At 61.1% G+C, this 17,908-nt stretch carries 20 protein-coding genes; 15 read left to right on the plus strand and 5 right to left on the minus strand.

All coding sequences use genetic code 11. The features are described from left to right. Positions 1-65: 65 nt before the first annotated feature. The 6 genes from ACA064_RS10355 (at position 66) to ACA064_RS10380 (ending at position 5,632) form a co-directional block, all read left to right on the plus strand. On the plus strand, positions 66-857 hold the full coding sequence (locus ACA064_RS10355; RefSeq protein WP_497673262.1) for a CbbQ/NirQ/NorQ/GpvN family protein: 792 nt from the start codon (positions 66-68) through the stop codon (positions 855-857). Next, positions 841-1,428: a cytochrome c oxidase subunit 3 gene (locus ACA064_RS10360; protein ID WP_497673263.1), complete on the plus strand. Its 588-nt coding sequence runs from the start codon at positions 841-843 to the stop codon at positions 1,426-1,428. The genes ACA064_RS10355 and ACA064_RS10360 overlap by 17 nt, the downstream gene beginning before the upstream one ends. Positions 1,429-1,439: 11 nt before the next feature. Beyond that, complete coding sequence (locus tag ACA064_RS10365) at positions 1,440-1,694, plus strand: cytochrome C oxidase subunit IV family protein (RefSeq protein WP_497673264.1); 255 nt, start codon at positions 1,440-1,442, stop codon at positions 1,692-1,694. A gap of 137 nt (positions 1,695-1,831) precedes the next feature. After that, positions 1,832-2,272 carry a c-type cytochrome gene (locus ACA064_RS10370; protein WP_497673265.1) on the plus strand — a complete coding sequence of 147 codons (441 nt, stop codon included), beginning with the start codon at positions 1,832-1,834 and terminating at the stop codon, positions 2,270-2,272. Between the two features lie 3 nt (positions 2,273-2,275). Continuing rightward, the gene (locus ACA064_RS10375) at positions 2,276-3,706 is read left to right on the plus strand and encodes a cbb3-type cytochrome c oxidase subunit I (protein ID WP_497673266.1); all 1,431 of its coding nucleotides are present in this window, start codon (positions 2,276-2,278) and stop codon (positions 3,704-3,706) included. A 78-nt stretch (positions 3,707-3,784) separates the two neighbouring features. Further along, positions 3,785-5,632, plus strand: coding sequence for a nitric oxide reductase activation protein NorD (locus ACA064_RS10380; protein WP_497673267.1), 1,848 nt, complete (start codon positions 3,785-3,787; stop codon positions 5,630-5,632). Positions 5,633-5,687: 55 nt separating this feature from the next. Here ACA064_RS10380 and ACA064_RS10385 read toward each other — a convergent pair whose 3' ends face one another. Both ACA064_RS10385 and ACA064_RS10390 read right to left on the minus strand, forming a co-directional pair. After that, positions 5,688-5,879, minus strand: a complete 192-nt coding sequence (locus ACA064_RS10385; RefSeq protein WP_497674213.1) for a protein DnrP — start codon at positions 5,877-5,879, stop codon at positions 5,688-5,690. A 5-nt stretch (positions 5,880-5,884) separates the two neighbouring features. Further along, positions 5,885-6,568, minus strand: a complete 684-nt coding sequence (locus ACA064_RS10390; RefSeq protein WP_497673268.1) for a Crp/Fnr family transcriptional regulator — start codon at positions 6,566-6,568, stop codon at positions 5,885-5,887. 635 nt (positions 6,569-7,203) lie between these two features. Between ACA064_RS10390 and ACA064_RS10395 the strand changes: the two genes are divergently transcribed. Then, positions 7,204-8,394: an NnrS family protein gene (locus ACA064_RS10395; RefSeq protein ID WP_497673269.1), complete on the plus strand. Its 1,191-nt coding sequence runs from the start codon at positions 7,204-7,206 to the stop codon at positions 8,392-8,394. Between the two features lie 28 nt (positions 8,395-8,422). Continuing rightward, positions 8,423-8,860 (plus strand): hypothetical protein, encoded by a 438-nt coding sequence (locus ACA064_RS10400; RefSeq protein ID WP_497674214.1) that lies wholly within the window; start codon positions 8,423-8,425, stop codon positions 8,858-8,860. A gap of 77 nt (positions 8,861-8,937) precedes the next feature. On the opposite strand, the gene ytfE is transcribed toward ACA064_RS10400, so the two are convergent. Continuing rightward, positions 8,938-9,612 (minus strand): iron-sulfur cluster repair protein YtfE, encoded by a 675-nt coding sequence (ytfE, locus tag ACA064_RS10405; protein WP_497673270.1) that lies wholly within the window; start codon positions 9,610-9,612, stop codon positions 8,938-8,940. Between the two features lie 152 nt (positions 9,613-9,764). On the opposite strand from ytfE, the gene norR reads away from it, so the two are divergent. The 7 genes from norR to ubiT all read left to right on the plus strand — a co-directional run bounded on the left by norR (position 9,765) and on the right by ubiT (position 16,539). Further along, on the plus strand, positions 9,765-11,294 hold the full coding sequence (gene norR / locus ACA064_RS10410; protein ID WP_497673271.1) for a nitric oxide reductase transcriptional regulator NorR: 1,530 nt from the start codon (positions 9,765-9,767) through the stop codon (positions 11,292-11,294). 99 nt (positions 11,295-11,393) lie between these two features. Further along, a complete protein-coding gene (gene pdxH / locus ACA064_RS10415; RefSeq protein WP_497673272.1) occupies positions 11,394-12,041 on the plus strand; it encodes a pyridoxamine 5'-phosphate oxidase in 648 nt (215 codons plus the stop codon). 230 nt (positions 12,042-12,271) lie between these two features. Beyond that, positions 12,272-12,826, plus strand: coding sequence for a molybdenum cofactor biosynthesis protein B (gene moaB / locus ACA064_RS10420; protein WP_497673273.1), 555 nt, complete (start codon positions 12,272-12,274; stop codon positions 12,824-12,826). After that, positions 12,823-14,058 carry a molybdopterin molybdotransferase MoeA gene (locus ACA064_RS10425; protein ID WP_497673274.1) on the plus strand — a complete coding sequence of 412 codons (1,236 nt, stop codon included), beginning with the start codon at positions 12,823-12,825 and terminating at the stop codon, positions 14,056-14,058. The genes moaB and ACA064_RS10425 overlap by 4 nt, the downstream gene beginning before the upstream one ends. Positions 14,059-14,178: 120 nt before the next feature. Continuing rightward, positions 14,179-15,174, plus strand: coding sequence for a ubiquinone anaerobic biosynthesis protein UbiU (gene ubiU / locus ACA064_RS10430; protein ID WP_497673275.1), 996 nt, complete (start codon positions 14,179-14,181; stop codon positions 15,172-15,174). Between the two features lie 10 nt (positions 15,175-15,184). After that, entirely contained in the window at positions 15,185-16,075 is an 891-nt protein-coding gene (locus tag ACA064_RS10435) for a U32 family peptidase (RefSeq protein WP_497673276.1), read from the plus strand. After that, on the plus strand, positions 16,069-16,539 hold the full coding sequence (gene ubiT, locus ACA064_RS10440; RefSeq protein ID WP_497673277.1) for a ubiquinone anaerobic biosynthesis accessory factor UbiT: 471 nt from the start codon (positions 16,069-16,071) through the stop codon (positions 16,537-16,539). The genes ACA064_RS10435 and ubiT overlap by 7 nt, the downstream gene beginning before the upstream one ends. A gap of 142 nt (positions 16,540-16,681) precedes the next feature. Here the strand turns inward: ubiT and ACA064_RS10445 are convergent, their stop codons facing one another. Both ACA064_RS10445 and ACA064_RS10450 read right to left on the minus strand, forming a co-directional pair. Beyond that, positions 16,682-17,092 carry a putative zinc-binding protein gene (locus ACA064_RS10445; protein ID WP_497673278.1) on the minus strand — a complete coding sequence of 137 codons (411 nt, stop codon included), beginning with the start codon at positions 17,090-17,092 and terminating at the stop codon, positions 16,682-16,684. A gap of 86 nt (positions 17,093-17,178) precedes the next feature. Continuing rightward, on the minus strand, positions 17,179-17,856 hold the full coding sequence (locus ACA064_RS10450; protein WP_497673279.1) for a Crp/Fnr family transcriptional regulator: 678 nt from the start codon (positions 17,854-17,856) through the stop codon (positions 17,179-17,181). Positions 17,857-17,908: the final 52 nt, after the last annotated feature.

Consider the following 17,908-nt stretch of genomic DNA (forward strand, 5'->3'; position numbering starts at 1 on the left):
CTTGCCAGGTTGTCGCAGGCACCCGTAGCGTGGTCTGCATTCCCGCTGTTGAACCAGGTATCCCAATGGACCGTAATCATTCCCGCGAACCTTTCTACCAACCGCTGAACAATGAAGAGGCGCTGTTCGAGCAAGCCTGGCGCCACGGCATGCCAGTGCTGATCAAAGGGCCTACCGGCTGCGGCAAGACCCGTTTCGTCCAGCACATGGCCCATCGGCTGAAACTGCCGCTGTATACCGTGGCCTGCCACGACGACCTGAGCGCCGCCGACCTGATCGGCCGCCATCTGATCGGTGCCCAGGGCACCTGGTGGCAGGACGGGCCGTTGACCCGCGCGGTGCGTGAAGGCGGGATCTGTTACCTCGACGAAGTGGTCGAAGCGCGCCAGGACACCGCGGTGGTCCTGCATCCGCTGGCCGATGATCGTCGCGAGCTGTATCTGGAACGTACCGGTGAAGTGCTGCAGGCACCGCCGTCGTTCATGTTGGTGGTGTCCTATAACCCCGGTTACCAGAACCTGCTCAAGGGCCTCAAACCCAGTACTCGCCAGCGTTTCGTGGCCATGCGTTTCGGCTATCCACCAGTGGCCGATGAAGAGCGCATTGTCGCCAGAGAGGCCCAGGTGGACCTCGCGCTGGCAGCTCAAGTGGTCAGGCTCGGACAAGCCCTGCGGCGCCTGGATCAACATGATCTGGAAGAGGTCGCATCGACTCGCTTGCTGATTTTCACTGCACGAATGATTCGCTCCGGAATGAACCCGCGTGAGGCCTGCATGGCTTGTCTGGCCGAACCCTTGACTGATGATCCGCTGACCGTTGCGGCGCTGATGGATGTGGTCGATGTCCACTTCAGCTGAAGTCAGGGTTGCTTCGCCCGGTCATTTGCCGGGCGATCTGGCGATGTGGTTTTTCATCCTCGCCGAACTATCAGTGTTCGCGATCCTGATCCTCGCCTTCGCGGTGACCCAGGCGCTGTACCCGCAGATGTTCAGCGAGAGCCGGCAGCTGCTCGACAGCTCCACCGGGCTGGAGATGACCTTGAGTCTGCTGACGGCCGGGCTATTCGCCGCGCTGGCCCAGGAACAGGTCAGGCAATCCCGGGCCCGCCACGGCGCCTGGTATTTGCTGGCGGCCTTGCTGGCCGCCAGTGTCTACGTGGTGTTGAAGCTCACTGAATACGTGCATCTGGTTGCCAGCGGCCTGGACATGGAGCACAACACCTTTTTCTCCCTGTACTGGATCCTCACCGGTTTTCACTTTCTTCACGTCCTGCTCGGGATGTTCATTCTCGGCTGGCTGGCGCTGCGCTGCCGGCGTCGCCTGTACAGCGCCGAGAACCGCAGCGGACTGGAATCCGGCGTGCTCTATTGGCACATGGTCGATCTGATCTGGGTGGTGCTGTTTCCGCTGGTCTACGTTCTGAATTAACGAGGTTGCTCATGTCCGTTTCCAGGGTTCTGCTCGCCTGCTGGGCGGCGCTGGCCGCGTTAAGCGTCTGCACCGTGCTGCTGGGGAATGCCGGCGGCACCATGCTGTTGTCCATTACCATTTTGCTGGTGGCCGTCGGCAAGGCCTGGCTGATCGCCGATGGCTTCATGGAAATGCGCCACGCCCCGCGTTTGTGGCGCCGGTTGATGTTGAGCTGGGCGGTGGCTTTGGCGGTGGTGGTGGGGGTGACGTTGGCATCTCTGTAGGAGCTTGCCCGCCCCCGCATTTGATCCCCCCCGAAATTTATACCCGACTAAAACCATCGGCGTTTCTTGATCGCCATCAAGCAGGTTTCGACCCTTCGCTTCCTAGAATGGACAGGCCAAGCAATGAGGAAGCGACCATGTCAGAGACCTTCACTAAAGGTATGGCCAGGAATATTTACTTCGGAGGAAGCGTGTTCTTCTTCCTGATATTCCTGGCCTTGACCTATCACACCGAGAAGACCTTTCCGGAACGCAGCAATGAAACGCTATTGAGCGAATCAGTGATTCGCGGCAAGACGGTCTGGGAGCACAACAACTGTATCGGCTGCCACACACTACTGGGCGAGGGTGCGTACTTTGCGCCTGAGCTGGGCAACGTGTTCAAACGGCGCGGCGGGGAAGAGGGTTTCAAACCTTTCCTGCATGCCTGGATGAAAATGCAGCCACTGGGCATACCAGGCCGGCGCGCGATGCCGCAATTCAATCTGAGCGAACAGGAGGTGAATGACATCGCCGAGTTCCTCAAATGGACGTCGAACATCAATACCAATGGCTGGCCGCCAAACAAGGAGGGCTGAGTGATGAGCATTGCTAATCCGCATCTGAAATTCGCCTCGCAAGCCGTCGCCAAACCCTACTTCGTGTTTGCCCTGATGCTGTTTCTCGGCCAGATACTGTTCGGTTTGATCATGGGCCTGCAATACGTGATAGGGGACTTTCTGTTCCCGATCATCCCCTTCAACGTGGCGCGGATGGTGCATACCAACCTGCTGATCGTCTGGATATTGTTCGGCTTCATGGGTGCTGCCTACTACCTGATTCCGGAAGAGGCCGACCGCGAACTGCACAGTCCGAAGCTGGCGATCATCCTGTTCTGGGTATTCGCCGCCGCTGGTGTGCTGACGATTCTCGGTTATCTGCTGGTGCCTTATGCGGGCCTGGCGAAGATGACTCATAATGAGCTGCTGCCGACCATGGGTCGGGAGTTCCTGGAGCAGCCGACCATCTCCAAGATGGGCATTGTGGTGGTCTGCCTCGGCTTCCTCTACAACATCGGCATGACGCTGCTCAAAGGTCGCAAGACCACCGTCAGCATGGTCATGATGACCGGGCTGATCGGACTCGCGGTGTTCTTCCTGTTCTCCTTCTACAACCCCGGCAACCTCGCCCGCGACAAGTTCTACTGGTGGTGGGTGGTGCATCTTTGGGTAGAAGGCGTGTGGGAACTGATCATGGGTTCGATGCTGGCCTTCGTACTGATCAAGATCACCGGTGTGGACCGGGAGGTCGTGGAAAAATGGCTCTACGTGATCATCGCCATGGCGCTGATAACGGGGATCATCGGTACCGGTCACCACTTCTTCTGGATCGGTGCGCCTGAGGTCTGGTTGTGGGTCGGTTCGATCTTCTCGGCACTGGAGCCGCTGCCCTTCCTGGCCATGGTGATATTCGCCTTCAGCATGGTGAAAAATCGTCGCCGGGACCATCCGAACCGCGCGGCCACGCTGTGGGCCAAGGGCACCACAGTTACGGCGTTCTTCGGCGCTGGCGTCTGGGGCTTCCTGCATACCCTGGCACCGGTCAACTACTACACCCATGGTTCGCAGTTGACGGCGGCTCACGGTCACCTGGCCTTCTACGGTGCTTACGCGATGATCGTGATGACCTTGATCAGCTACGCCATGCCGAAACTGCGCGGGCTCGGCGAGGCAGCGGACGAGCGTTCGCAGCAACTCGAGATCTGGGGCTTCTGGTTGATGACCCTGTCGATGGTGATGATCACGCTGTTGCTTACCGCCGCTGGTGTCGTGCAGATCTACCTGCAACGCTGGCCGGTCGATGGGGTTGCGTTGCCGTTCATGGCCACTGTCGATCATCTGCAAGTGCTGTTCTGGGCCCGTCTGGGCGCCGGTCTCGGTTTCTTCGCAGGGCTGATCTGCTACCTGTTCAGCTTCAAGCGGCGTGTGCCTGTGACGATCGCTGATGCGAGCGCCTCCGCCGTTCGCTCGTGAGTCAGGAAACACTCTAGAGGAGGACGGCCCGGCTGGTACAGCGGGCCGTTTTACATTGGTTTTCAGAGGAAAAAAACCATGGCCTTTACCGTCGAACTGGAAGAGTGGGTCGGCAGTGTCTGGCATCGCTTTATCACCCGCCGCGCCAGCCCGGACTTTCCCGAGGCCCGGGTCGAACTGATCAACCAGCAGCGACCGCTGGCGCTGTTGTTTCGCGCCATGGGCGGCGCCAGCGGAGTCGGCGTGGAAGCCGCCAGCGATCGCGATCTGTTACTGCGCCGCAACATGCTGCAGCAGATCGCCGGGACCTGCAAACAAGTGCCGTTGGCCTGGTGTGACGAGAATAACCTTCGCCTGCCATCGAGCCTCGCGGTCTACCCGGATGCCACCTTGAATCAAGAGCTGTATCGCTGGCTGGCGCTGCTGGCAGCCCAGGCCGGGCAGATGCGCCACTGGGGCCGGGACAATCAGCGCTGGACCCAAATGCTCTTGCAACGTTATCCGGCGTTGCGTTCGCGTTACGAGCGGCTGGTCGATGCCCATCTGCAGTTACGCCCGGATCCGGCCTCATTGAGTGGCGGTGAAGCGGCGCTGGAACGGGCGTTGCGCCAGGCCCTGCGCGAGCCCGGCAGTGTCGAGCATTTTCCCCGCAGCGAACGGGCGGCCTGGCCGCTGCCGCTGTGGTTGTATCCGCCGCTACACCTCGCCAGCCCCCAGGCCGGGGATCTCGAAGAGTCGCAAGATTCGGAAGATCATCTGGCCACACCCCCCGGCGAGCAGAAAGGCGGGCGCAAGCGCGCCAAGCGGATCGATGAAAGCACCAGTAAAGGTGGACTGCTGATAGTGCGGCTGGAGAACCTCTTCAGCTGGACCGAACACGTCGATCTGGATCGCTGGACGGATGACAGTGAAGACCCGGACGCCGCGCGAGTCGCCGACGACCTGGACGAATTGACCCTGTCGCGCACTCGCCTGCGCAAGGGTGGTGGCCTGAAGCTGCACCTGGATTTGCCGCCGGCCGATGTCGACGATATTCCCCTGGGCGAGGGCCTCAAGTTGCCGGAGTGGGACTATCGCAAACAGACCATGCAGGAGGCTTTCGTCAACCTGCAAATGATGGTGCCGCGCGATAGCGAGCCGAAGCCGCTGCCACCAAGGCTGAAGGCTTCAGCGCACCGTTTGCGGCGTCAGTTCGAGCACCTGCGCAACGATCGCCAATGGTTGCGTCAGCAACCCCAGGGGTCAGAGCTGGACATGCAAGCCTGGCTGGATTTTCACGTTGAACGCCAGCACGGCCAGTGCGCCGAACGCGGTCTGTTCATGGAGCAGCGCCAGACCCATCGCGACCTGGCGTGCCTGTTGCTGGCGGACCTTTCGATGTCGACCGACGCCCATATCGACGACGAGCATCGAGTGATCGACGTGATCAGCGACAGCCTGCTGCTGTTCGGCGAAACGCTGTCGATGCTGGGCGATGATTTCGCCCTGTACGGCTTCTCCTCGCTGCGCCGCCACCAGGTGCGCATGCAGGAATTGAAGTCCTTCAGCCAGCGCTATGACGACACGACCCGAGGACGTATTCAGGGACTGAAGCCGGGTTACTACACCCGTATGGGCGCCGCCATTCGCCAGGCCACGCACCTGCTGAGCGGTTGCAAGCGGCGGCGCAAGCTGTTGCTGCTGCTGACCGACGGCAAGCCCAACGACCTGGATCTGTATGAGGGACGCTACGGTGTGGAAGACACCCGTGAAGCGGTATTGGAGGCACGTCGCCAGGGGTTGACGCCGTTCTGTATCACCATTGATCGCGAGGCCGGTGATTACCTGCCGTATATGTTCGGAGCCAATGGCTACACCCTGATCCGCCAGCCGGATCAACTACCCCTGCGCTTGCCGCAGTTATACCGCCAGTTGACTCAGCCTTGAAGGAGCTCCCCGCAAGGGGGGGCCATGTTTCGGGTTTGAAGGGAGGGGGTGCCGCTCAGGAGATGCTGCGCGGCAACCAGAAGAACATCGCGAAGCAGAAGATCGACAGGCCGACGCAGAACCACTTGAATCGGCGCAGCCGGCGTTCTTCGGCGTGTTGAGCCAGTGTCGGCAGGGGCATGCCGCACTGGCTGCATTCGGCTTGCAGGGAAGGGTTGGCGTGTTGGCAATACAGGCAGATGGGCATGACGCTCACTCGAACTGTTCCAGCCGCAGGCGATCAAGAATGGTGATCTGGCGGCCGTCCTGAGTGATGATTTTTTCATCGATCAAGCGACGGATGATCCGCGAGAGCGTCTCCGGCTGGATCGACAGATGCCCGGCAATCAATTGCTTGGCCATTGGCAGTTCGAACTGGCTGTCAACGGTTTGCTGACGCACCAACTGCGTCAGCAGATAACGCACGACCCGGTGGGTGGCGTTTTTCAGCGACAGGGTTTCGATCTCGTTGACCCGCTGATGCAGGCGCACGCACAGCTTGCCGAGCAGGGCGAAAGTCAGTCGACTATTGCTCTGCAGCAGGCGCATGTAAGTGTTGTTGGATATCCGGTAGAGCTGAGTCGGACAGATCGCTTCGGCCGACGCCACATAGTTGGGGGTGTCCATCAGCATCATCGCCTCGGCGAAGGTTTGCCGATCGCCGATGACTTCAAAGACCTTTTCCTGGCCGTCGGGCGTCAGCCGGTAAATCTTCACCGCACCGGCTATCACGAAATAGAACGAGTCGGCTGGTTCGCCCTGGCGGAACAGCGGCACGCCCTTGTCGATGCTCAGCAAGTGACTGGTACTCATCAACTCATCGAGTTGCTCTTCATTCAGCGGCTCGAATAAATGATGACTGCGCAGAATCTGGTGATGGACGCGATGAAACACCATAAAAATTCATCCTGATGGCTGGGGAGGGGATCGGCTAAACAGTCAAACGAGTCCTAGAGAGACGCCACTGGCCACGGCCACTATTGAGGTTAACACTACAAACCATGCCAGGGGCTGGATGACTTTTTTCATGACGACTCCGGGTTAGCGAGGGATCGAAATTGGCGATAAGAGTGCTGATGGAGGAGCAAGACTCGGGCCATGCCTGGAGGGCTGTATTTGCGGGGGTTGTGGGAGGGAGTGGTAATAAAGACCAGCGGGATTGGGGTACAAATAACCACTGAATGGTCATTTGTACCCTGCTGGATCACATCTTGTGGTGAGGGGGCAAACCCTTTGTAGGAGCGAGCTTGCTCGCGATGGACGTTAACGATAACGCGTGTTGTCTGAATAAACGCGCCGCCCTTGAGTCCATCGCGAGCAAGCTCGCTCCTGCAGAGACCTCACCAAAAATTCAGCGCTTGATCCTAAATCGGCATCAGGGCACGCCCCTTGCACACCATAGTTCGACTACCGACAGCCAAGTTAACCCAAGGCCGTCTGCAAGCTTGATCTGTGACAAATGCAATGCATCGGTAATACCCGATGATCGGACCGGGATTTATCCTCCGGCAGCAAGGTAAAGGAGTGGTTTTATGCAAGTACTTGACCGCCGTACCGCGATGGCGATTATGCCGCTGTTACGTCTGGCCTTTCGGCCGTTTTTCCTGGCGGGCTGCCTCTTGGCGTTGCTGGCTGTACCACTCTGGGTGGCGGCCTTCAGTGGCGCGATCACTGGCTGGCAACCGGCAGGCGGATGGCTGGCCTGGCATCGGCATGAGCTGTTGTTCGGCTTTGCCCTGGCAATTATCGCCGGCTTCTTGCTGACCGCCGTACAGACCTGGAGCGGACGCCCCGGCATCAGCGGCAAGCCGCTGGCGGTGCTGGCGTTGCTGTGGCTGGGCGCGCGTCTGGCCTGGCTGGCGAATGCGCCGTGGCCGCTGCTGGCGGTTCTGGAATTGGCGTTTCCGCTGGCGGTGGCAGGGCTCATGGGCTTCACCCTGTGGAAGGTGCGGCAGAAACGTAACTACCCGATTGTCGCGGTGTTGCTGCTGCTGGCCGTAGCTGACGGCTTGTCGGTGTATGGCCTGCTTCCAGGCAATGAAGCCTGGCAGCGTCAAAGCGTATTGACCGGCATCTGGCTGGCGGCGGCGATGATGGGCTTGATCGGCGGGCGGGTCATACCGTTTTTCACCCAGCGCGGCCTCGGCCGGGTCGATAGCGTAGCGCCCTGGCCCTGGCTGGATAGCCTGCTGCTGGTGGGCTCGGCGCTGGTGGCACTGTTGTATGCCGCAGGCCCCGCGCTTTCCCCCAATTTAGTGGTCGGCCTGTTGTTCGCTGTGTTGGCGGCGGGGCATCTGGTGCGCCTGGTTCGCTGGCATGATCGGGCGCTCTGGCGAGTGCCGTTGCTGTGGTCGCTGCACCTGGCCTATGGCTGGTTGGCCGTGGCCTGCCTGGGCATGGCGCTGTGGCATTTCGGTGTGCCGCTGAATCCCAGTCTGGCGGTGCATAGCCTGACGATCGGGGCCATGGGCGGCTTGATTCTGGCGATGATCGCCCGGGTCAGCCTGGGCCATACCGGCCGTCCGCTGGAACCACCGCCGGGGATGACCCTGGCGTTCATCCTGCTGAACCTGGCGTGTCTGAGCCGGGTGCTGCTGGTCATGTTCTTGCCGGCCCTTGGGTTGTGGCTGGCCGCTGGGTGCTGGGCGGTGGCGTTCGCCCTGTATGTCTGGCGCTACGGGCCGATGTTGCTGCGAAGCCGGGTTGACGGCCATCCAGGATGAGCAGGCGAATTAACGGAGGCTGCCGGTGATCTATCCCATTTTGCTGGTCACTCACTTGCTGGCTGCGATCGCCTTTATCGGCACGCTGTTTTTCGAAGTGTTCATCTGGCACTCCGCGCGCCAGCAACTGGCACAAGCTGCGCAACTGCCGGCGGATCAGGCGATAGCGGTGCGCTCGCGCAAGGTACTGCATGGCGTGGTGTTGCTGTTGTACGGCGCCGGCATTGGCCTGGCGTGGCAGCACCGCGCAGCCTTGAGTCAGCCACTGGCGAGCAGTTTCGGCACGCTATTGAGCCTGAAGATCGTTCTGGCCTTGAGCATCATCGGCCATTACCTGTTGCTGGCGTACCTGCTCACAAACGCACGGCTGACCCCGACCCGCGCCACCTGGATTCGCCGCAGCATCCTTGGGCACATGCTGGTAATCGTGATCCTGGCCAAGGCCATGTTTTATTGGCACGGCTGACACCCGGTTCGTCCAGCTCCATAAAAAACCCGCGTCAACCGGTTGGCTGACGCGGGTTTTGAGTGACCGCCAAGCGATCAATCGCGAGGGCTGATGGCCTTGACGAACAGTACGTTGTTTTCCAGATGGATGTGCTGCATCAGATCGTCGCGGAACTCCAGCAACCCACGGTAGAGCGCGCGCCAAGTGTTGCAGGCATCGACAGGCGGGGTGATGTTGTTGGTCAGGGCGAGCAGTCTCTCCAGGGCTTCGCCATGTTGATCATGTTCAAAACGCAGCACCCGGATCGGTGGCGAGGCCTGCGGGCCCATGCCCTGTTGAATCATCGGGAAGAGCACTTGTTCTTCCTTGAGCATGTGGCCTTCGAGTTCCTGCTGCATGTCCTGCAGGTGGTCGGCCAGGCCATTGGGGCAGCTGTCGCGCGCACCATGCACCTGCTCGACACGGCGGGCCAGACGGATCAGTTCCGGCAGCTGCTCGCGGTGACGGGCGTGGTAGCGCGCCAGGAGGTGGGCAATCAGCAGCTCTTCGGGTTCGTTGCGCCAGTCGTGCTGGGTTTCACCGGCGTCTTGCAGGGCGTGCAGGGCATCGGCAATCAGCAGCGGATCGAGGCCTTTGCCAAGAGCGGCTTCGCGCAGGCTTTTCTGCCCGCCGCAACAGAAGTCCAGATTGAATGCGTGAAAAGTCCGGGTGGCGCCGGGGATGTCGCAGGCCAATTGGCCGAGACTTTGTTCCAGAAGGTTCAGGCTCATCGGGGTTCCTTTTATATTTCACAGGTTCCCCGGTCCTATTGCATCCCGCATGCCATATTTAAGCTATTGAAAATGTTCGATTAATTTATTGTTGTGGTGATGATGACCCTGACAGCTTAGGGTGAATACAACCATAGAGGGTAATTACTACCATGCTGCGTGAAAGCCTGGCCGCCGACTTGATCGTCGAGCTGCCCAATGCGGTGCGATTGCAACGTCTGGTCCAGACCCTGCGCGAATACTTCAACAGTGGCGCGGTGGGATTGCTGCGCCTGAATGACGACAGCCTGCGGCCGGTGGCGACGGTGGGACTGGTTCACGAAGCGCTGGGACGGCGCTTTGTCATCGCCCAGCACCCGCGACTGGCGGCGATCATGGCCTCGCGCGAGCCGACCTGGTTCGAACCCGACAGCCGCCTGCCGGATCCCTATGACGGCTTGCTCGACAGCCATGTCGGCGAACCGCTGCCGGTGCATGACTGCATGGGCGTGAGCCTGTATGTGGAAGGGCGGATCTGGGGGGCGATCACACTTGACGCGCTGCATGCCGGGACCTTCGACAGCCATGCGCGCGAAGAGCTCAAGCGTTGTACCTTGCAGATCGAGGCCGCCGTGCGGGTGACCCGGCTCGAACAGGAGAACCGCAGTCTGCGCTTGTCCCGCAGCGATACTCAGGACGTGCGGATGCCGGCGGAAGAAGGCGAGATTCTCGGTCAGAGCGAGGTGCTGCACCAGTTACTCAATGAGCTGGAGGTGTTGGCCGACTCCGAGCTGCCGGTATTGCTGCTGGGTGAGACCGGGGTCGGCAAAGAACTGTTCGCCCGGCGCTTGCACCGTCTTTCGCGGCGTCGTCACAAGCCCCTGGTGCACGTCAACTGCGCCGCCTTGCCGGAGTCGCTGGCGGAGAGCGAGTTGTTCGGGCACGTCAAAGGAGCATTCTCCGGAGCCACCAGCGATCGTGCCGGACGTTTCGACGCGGCCAATGGCGGCACGCTGTTTCTCGACGAGGTCGGCGAGCTGCCGCTGGCGGTGCAGGCCAAATTGCTGCGCACCCTGCAAAACGGTGAGATCCAGCGCCTGGGTGCCGACAAACCGTTGCATGTCGATGTGCGAATCATTGCCGCGACCAACCGCCATCTGCCGGACAGCATCCGCGACGGCCTGTTTCGCGCCGACCTGTATCACCGTCTCTCGGTGTATCCGGTGCCGATTCCGCCCCTGCGCGAGCGCGGCAATGATGTGTTGATGCTCGCCGGGCACTTCCTTGAACTCAATCGGGCGCGCCTCGGTCTGCGCGGTTTGCGCCTGTCGCCGGCGGCCGAGCGGGCGCTGCTGGGTTATGCCTGGCCGGGCAATGTGCGGGAACTGGAACATGTGATCAGTCGAGCTGCGTTGAAGCAGCTGAGCCGCGGCACCAGTCGCAGCCAGATCATGACCCTCGAGGCTGAGCTGCTGGATCTCGACAGCGCGATCGGTGCGCCGGGTCTGATTGCCGAACTGCCAATGGACGAAGTCTCTGACCTGCCGTTCCAGCCCTTGGGCGAAGCCGTCGACGATTACCAGCGCAAGAAAATCCTCCACGCCTTGAGCCTGTCCGGAGAGAACTGGGCCAGCGCCGCGCGGCTGCTGGAAATCGATCCAAGCAACCTGCACAAACTGGCCCGACGCCTGCGGCTCAAATAGCGGGTAGACGGCGCATCATTAAGCTGCGAGTTGATGTTGGTCAAGGTGGCGTCGCGCAGTGGCTCGCACACTGAGGTGTACCTACCGGAGATCACCGCCATGCCCCTTTCCCTGGCTGATATGCGCCGCAATTACACCCTGGATGGCTTGCAGGATGATTTGACGCTGGACGATCCACTGGCCTTGTTCCGCCAGTGGCTGCAACTGGCCCGCGACACCGAGAGCGCGCCGGTCGAGGCCAACAGCATGGCGCTGGCGACAGTCGACAGCCAGGGGCACCCCCATTGCCGGATCCTGCTACTCAAGGGCTTGAGCGATGAAGGCTTCACTTTTTTTTGTAATTACCAGAGTGACAAAGGGCAAGACATGGCCGGCAATCCCCATGCGGCCATGACCTTTTTCTGGCCGGCCCTGGAACGTCAGGTGCGTATCGAGGGCCAGGTGTCCAGGCTCGACCCACAGCTCTCGGATGAATACTTCAACTCCCGCCCCCTGGCCAGTCGCCTCGGCGCCTGGGCTTCGCCGCAAAGCCGCCCGGTGGCCAGCCGCGCAGAGCTGGAATCCTTGCTGACGGCAACCGGGCAACGCTTCGTCGGCCAGACCCTGCCGCGCCCGGAGGACTGGGGTGGCTACTGTTTGCGTCCGGAACGACTGGAGTTCTGGCAAGGGCGCCCCGACCGCTTGCATGATCGTTTTGATTACCGGTTGAGCAAGGGGGGGTGGCAGCGTAATCGGTTGGCGCCTTGAGGATAAAAACCTTATGGGCTTGCCCTATGTAGGAGCGAGCTTGCTCGCGATGGACGTCAACGATAACGCGTGTTTTCTGAATAAACGCGCCGCCCTTGAGTCCATCGCGAGCAAGCTCGCTCCTACACATCAACCTATTGCCCCGGTGGAGGTACCTCCTCGGAGGAATAGGCTCCATCCACATTCCGGTTCACGCTGGGCCATACCCTTATCAACAGGAAGGCTTGGATATGGCCCATCTTGCGCAACGCAATTTTCAACCTCTGAACATCGCCGTGCTGACCATCAGCGATACGCGTACTGTCGATACCGATACTTCCGGACAGACGCTGACAGACCTGCTGCAAACCGCAGGGCATGTGCTGATCGATCGTGATCTGGTCAAGGACGATATTTATCAGATCCGCGCAAAACTCTCCCACTGGATCGCCGACCCTCAGGTGCAAGTCGTGTTGATGACCGGCGGCACCGGTTTCACCTCTCGCGACAATACCCCGCAAGCGGTCCTGCCGTTGCTGGACAAGCATGTCGAAGGTTTTGGCGAACTGTTCCGCCAGGTCTCCCTGGCGGAAATCGGCATGTCCAGCCTCCAGTCCCGGGCACTGGCCGGTATGAGTAACGGCGTGCTGGTGTGCTGCGTGCCGGGCTCGCCAGGCGCATGCCGAACCGCCTGGAACAAGATCCTCCTGGAACAGCTGGACAGTCGCACCGGCCCGTGCAATTTCGCTCCGCATTTGAAGCCGCAGGCGCAGCAGGTCATCGACGCCTGCGAGGCACGCTCATGAGCGTCCCTGTGTGCGACAGCGGCAAACTGATGCCGGTAGACGAAGCCATTGCCCGGCTGCTGGAGCAGGCACCACCACCTCCTCCAGTGCAAAAAATCCCCCTGGAGCAATGCCTGGGACGGGTGCTGGCGGCGGACATTCATTCGCCGGTAAACCTGCCGGCATGGGACAACAGTGCCATGGACGGCTACGCATTCAAGGCGGCTGATCTACCCCAGGCGGGAGGTTATCTGTCGGTGGTGGGGCGGATTGCCGCGGGGGATGGCGAAGTTTTAGCGTTGCAGGCGCAGCAGTCGGTGCGAATCTTTACTGGCGCGCCGCTGCCACCGGGTGCCGATACCATGGTCCCGCAAGAGCGTTGCCGGGTCGAGGGCGAACGCGTCTGGTGTCCGCCGGCAAGCGTTGGCGAGCATGTGCGCAAGGAGGGCGAAGAGGTCCGTCGCGGGCATCTGCTGCTCAAGGCCGGCAAGCGCTTGCGCGCACAGGAACTAGGGCTACTGGCCGGGGCAGGGGTGGCGCAGGTCGAGGTCTATCGAGCGCTGCGGGTGTGCCTGCTCAGCAGTGGCGATGAATTGCGTGAGCCGGGCGAGCCATTGGCGCCGGGGCAGATTTACAACAGCAATCGTTACTGTCTCGCCGCATTGTTGCGCGGCTGGGGCGTCGAGGTGCATGACTACGGGGTCATGGCCGATGAATTGGCGGCCAGCCGCGATGCCTTGACCCTGGCCTCTTCTGAATGTGATTTGCTGCTGACCTCCGGCGGCGTATCGGTGGGCGAGGAAGACCATCTCAAACAGGCGATCGAGGAACTCGGTAGCCTGGACTTCTGGCGGCTGGCGATCCAGCCGGGCAAACCCCTGGCCTTTGGCGAGGTGGTCGGCAAACCCTGGATCGGCATGCCGGGCAATCCGTCGGCGGCGCTGGTCACCGCCCTGGTGGTGGTGCGTCCGTTCCTGCTCAGGGCCCAGGGGGTTGAAGAGGTGCTGCCGGTGCCATTGACCGTGCCGGCGGGGTTCGACTGGCTGCAGCGCAACAAGCGTCGGCAGTACCTGCGAGCCAGACTGAGCCCGGGCGCCGACGGGCAATTGCGCGTGGAGCTGCACCCTCAGCAAAGCTCGGCGATGTTGACCGCCGCCTGCTGGGCCGACGGGCTTGCGGTGGTCGAGTGCGAGCAGCGAGTGCTCCAGCACGACAAGGTCAGGTTCCTGTCCTTTGCCGAGTTGATGCATTGAGCGCAATTGATTGCCGTCAAGGTCGTGGCTGTCCGTCTCGCTAGACTGGCAGCGGATTTTCGCTCGTGCGCGACAGCTGTCTACCGATGGTCGAGACGAGTTCTTTGATGAGGATTACCCATGCAACTGGTCTGCCCGGCAGGGAACCTGCCTGCGCTCAAGGCGGCAGTACGCCAAGGCGCCGATGCCGTCTACGTCGGTTTTCGTGATGACACCAATGCCCGGCATTTCGCCGGGTTGAATATGGACGACAAACAGTTCGACGCCGCAGTCGCGTTCATTCGCCAACATCAACGCAAACTCTATGTCGCAGTCAACACCTACCCTCAGCCCAAAGGCTGGGAGCGCTGGCAACGAGCGGTCGATCGCGCCGCCGATTTCGGTGTTGATGCGCTGATCGCCGCCGACCCTGGAGTGCTCAACTACGCCAGTCAGCGATTCCCGAAACTGGCCTTGCACTTGTCTGTCCAGGGCTCGGCGACCCATGCCGCGGCGTTGGGTTTCTATGCGCAGCGCTACGGTATTCGCCGCGCCGTGTTGCCGCGGGTGCTGTCGTTGGCCCAGGTGCGCCATGTCGCCGCCAGCAGCCCGGTACCGATTGAAGTCTTCGGCTTCGGCAGCTTGTGCATCATGGCCGAAGGGCGTTGCCATCTTTCCTCCTACATCACCGGCGAATCGCCGAACCTCTGTGGCGTCTGTTCGCCGGCCAAGGCGGTGCGCTGGAGCGAGGACGCTCAAGGTTTGACTGCGCGCCTCAGTGAGGTGCTGATCGACCGCTACACCCCGGACGAACCGGCCGGGTATCCGACCCTGTGCAAGGGTCGTTTCCTGGTCGATGGCAAGCGCTTTCATGCACTGGAAGAACCCACCAGCCTCGACACCCTGGACCTGCTGCCGGAACTGGCGGCGATCGGCGTCGCAGCAGTGAAAATCGAGGGTCGCCAGCGCAGCCCGGCCTATGTGGAACAAGTCACCCGCGTCTGGCGCGCCGCCCTGGATGCCCATCGCGGCTCGCCCGGCAGTTTTCGGGTCAAGGATGAATGGCGTCAAGTGCTGGCCGGCTTGTCCGAAGGCAGCCAGACCACTCTGGGTGCTTATCATCGATCATGGCAATGAGGGACGGGACATGAAGCTCAGTCTGGGACCGGTCCTGTTTTACTGGGACAAACAGCAACTCAGCAACTTTTACGCCGAGATGTCGGCCTTGCCCCTGGATGTGATTTATCTGGGGGAGACCGTGTGCTCGAAACGCCGGGCGTTTTCCCTGGATCAGTGGCTTGGCCTGGGTCGCGAGCTGCAACAGTGCAGTCAGGCGCAGCTGGTGCTTTCCAGCCTGACACTGATCGAAGCGGCGTCCGAACTCTCCAGCCTGCGCCGTCTGTGTGACAACGGCCAGTTGCTGGTGGAGGCCAACGACATGGGCGCGGTGCAGCTGATGGCCGAACGTAAATTGCCTTTTGTCGGTGGCCCGGCATTGAATTTGTACAACGGTCACTCGCTGAGCCAGTTGATGGACAGTGGAATGACTCGCTGGGTGCCGCCGGTGGAATGTTCGGCGGCGCTGATTGCCGATGTGATCGAGCAGGTGCGCGAACTGGGTCGTACGGTGCCGGAGGTCGAGATTTTTGCTTATGGGCATTTGCCCCTGGCCTATTCTGCGCGCTGCTTCACCGCCCGGGCGGAAAACCGGCCGAAGGATGACTGTCAGTTTTGCTGCATCAACTACCCCGACGGCATGGCCCTGACCAGTCAGGAAGGCCAGCCACTGTTCACCTTGAACGGCATCCAGACGATGTCCGCCGAGGTGACCAATCTGCTGGCGGATTATTCCGGGCTGGTGGCCTGCGGTGCCGATATTTTGCGCCTGAGTCCGCGTGCCCAGGGCATGGCCGAGGTGGTCGCGGCGTTTCAACGGGTGCGTCTGGGCGAGACGCCGCCGCTGTTCGTCGAAGGTTGCAATGGTTACTGGCATGGCCAGGCCGGCATGCTGCGAGTCGAGGAGGTCGGCCTGTGTTGAACCGAAAAAAATGGCTGTTGAAAGGTGCCGACCGGCTGTTGCCGCTGGTACGCCGGGTACCCTTTGCGGTGCAGCGCCTGGCATTGCAGCAGGGGCTCAATCGCTGCCTCGCCGAGCCGTTGCGTGATGGCGGCTTCGAGCTGTTGCGCGGGCGCTGGCTGTGCCTGCGGATTCCCGACCTGGGCCTGTCCTGGTATCTGACTCTGGGGCATAACGGTTTGCAGATCGCCGAGCATGCTCAGGCGCAGGTGACTATCAGCGGCAATTGGCGGGAGTTTTTGCTTCTGGCCAGTCGCCAGGAAGATCCCGATACGCTGTTTTTTCGTCGGCGTCTGGTGATCGAGGGTGATACTGAGCTGGGGCTGGGGTTGAAGAATCTGATCGACAGCCTTGATCCGGATGTATTGCCTGTTTGGCTGTGGCGTAATCTGGAGCGGGCGGGGAAGGGGTTGGCGGCGGGGTAGCCCTATTAAGATCAAAAGATCGCAGCCTCCGGCAGCTCCTACAGTACGGTGAGCACCCGCAATATTGGGGGTGAACCGGATCGGTGTAGGAGCTGCCGAAGGCTGCGATCTTTTGGCGGCCGGCACAGTATTCATGCCAAGCTCAGGCCTGTGTCGAAGCGGCATAAACAGCTTGCTGTTCCTCCTCCAGATCCTCCCCACCAATCAACCGCCTGACCTCTTCAAACAACTCATCACTCTGCTCCTCGCTGCAGTCCTCGCCATAGCGCTTGCGCAGTCCATGCTCGCTCAGAATCAGGTGTACATCGGCGTGCAGGTCGTGCTGGTTCAGACAGCCTTCGACGCACTGCAGCGGGCAGCCGTCCAGCGCGAGGATCAGGCGTCCCGAGCGCGCTTTATTGACCAGCGATGCAACATGCCCGCCGACCCCGACGATGCATGACATTTCCGCCAGACCGGCGCGATCCAGGCGCAGGGCCAGGGTGTTGGCCAGCTGCGCGACGTTCGAGCAACCGGAACAGGAGTAGACCAGAGGCAGGTTCGAATCGGACATGAGGGTTCTCCACAGAGCGGACTCTGTCAGTGTGCGTGGCTGGCTGCATCGCGCCTTGACCATGGTCAAGGCTGTAGGTCGCCCGGCTACTGCTGGTAAGCGGCCAGGTCCTCTTCGGCGAGGATGCTGATATTGCGCCGCTCCATCGCGATCAGGCCGCCTTCGACCAGGCGATGCAATATCCGCGAGAAGGTTTCCGGCTGAATCCCCAGTTTCGAGGCGACCAGGCGTTTGGATACCTGCAGGACAATATGCCCGCTGACGGGATCGCGTTCCTGGAACAGGAAGTTGATGACCCGGCGGCTGGCGTTGGCGAGGGTCAGGGTATCGATGTCCTTGAGTCGCTGGTGCAAGTGAATGCTCATGCTCGCGAGGATCGCCAGGCAGATTTTCGGCTGGTCCTCCAGGGCGCTGCGGTAGTGAGCGCCTTCGATACTGACCAGCACACTGTCCTTCAGCGCCGTGGCACTCACCGGGTAGAGCCGGGCCTGACTGAACAGCAAGGCTTCGGCGAAGGTTTGTCCGGCGTGGATGATCTCCACCAGATTTTCCTGGCCTTCACCGGTGACCCGGTGCAGCTTGATCTGACCGCTGACCAGCAGGAAAAAACGCTTGGCCGGATCGCCTTGATGCATGAGTGTGGCGTGACAGCTCAGGCGCTTCAGATTGGCCAGGGCGCAGACGTCCTGGAAGACCTTTTCCGGCAATTGGCTGAACAGGTGGTGCCGGCGCAAGATTAAAACGATGGAAGGGTGGGTCAGCATGGCGTACCTCCGCTGACGATCATAGTAGAGAGTGCGGACCGCGAGGCCTATG

Source organism: Pseudomonas sp. LBUM1658 (genome assembly GCF_059716055.1).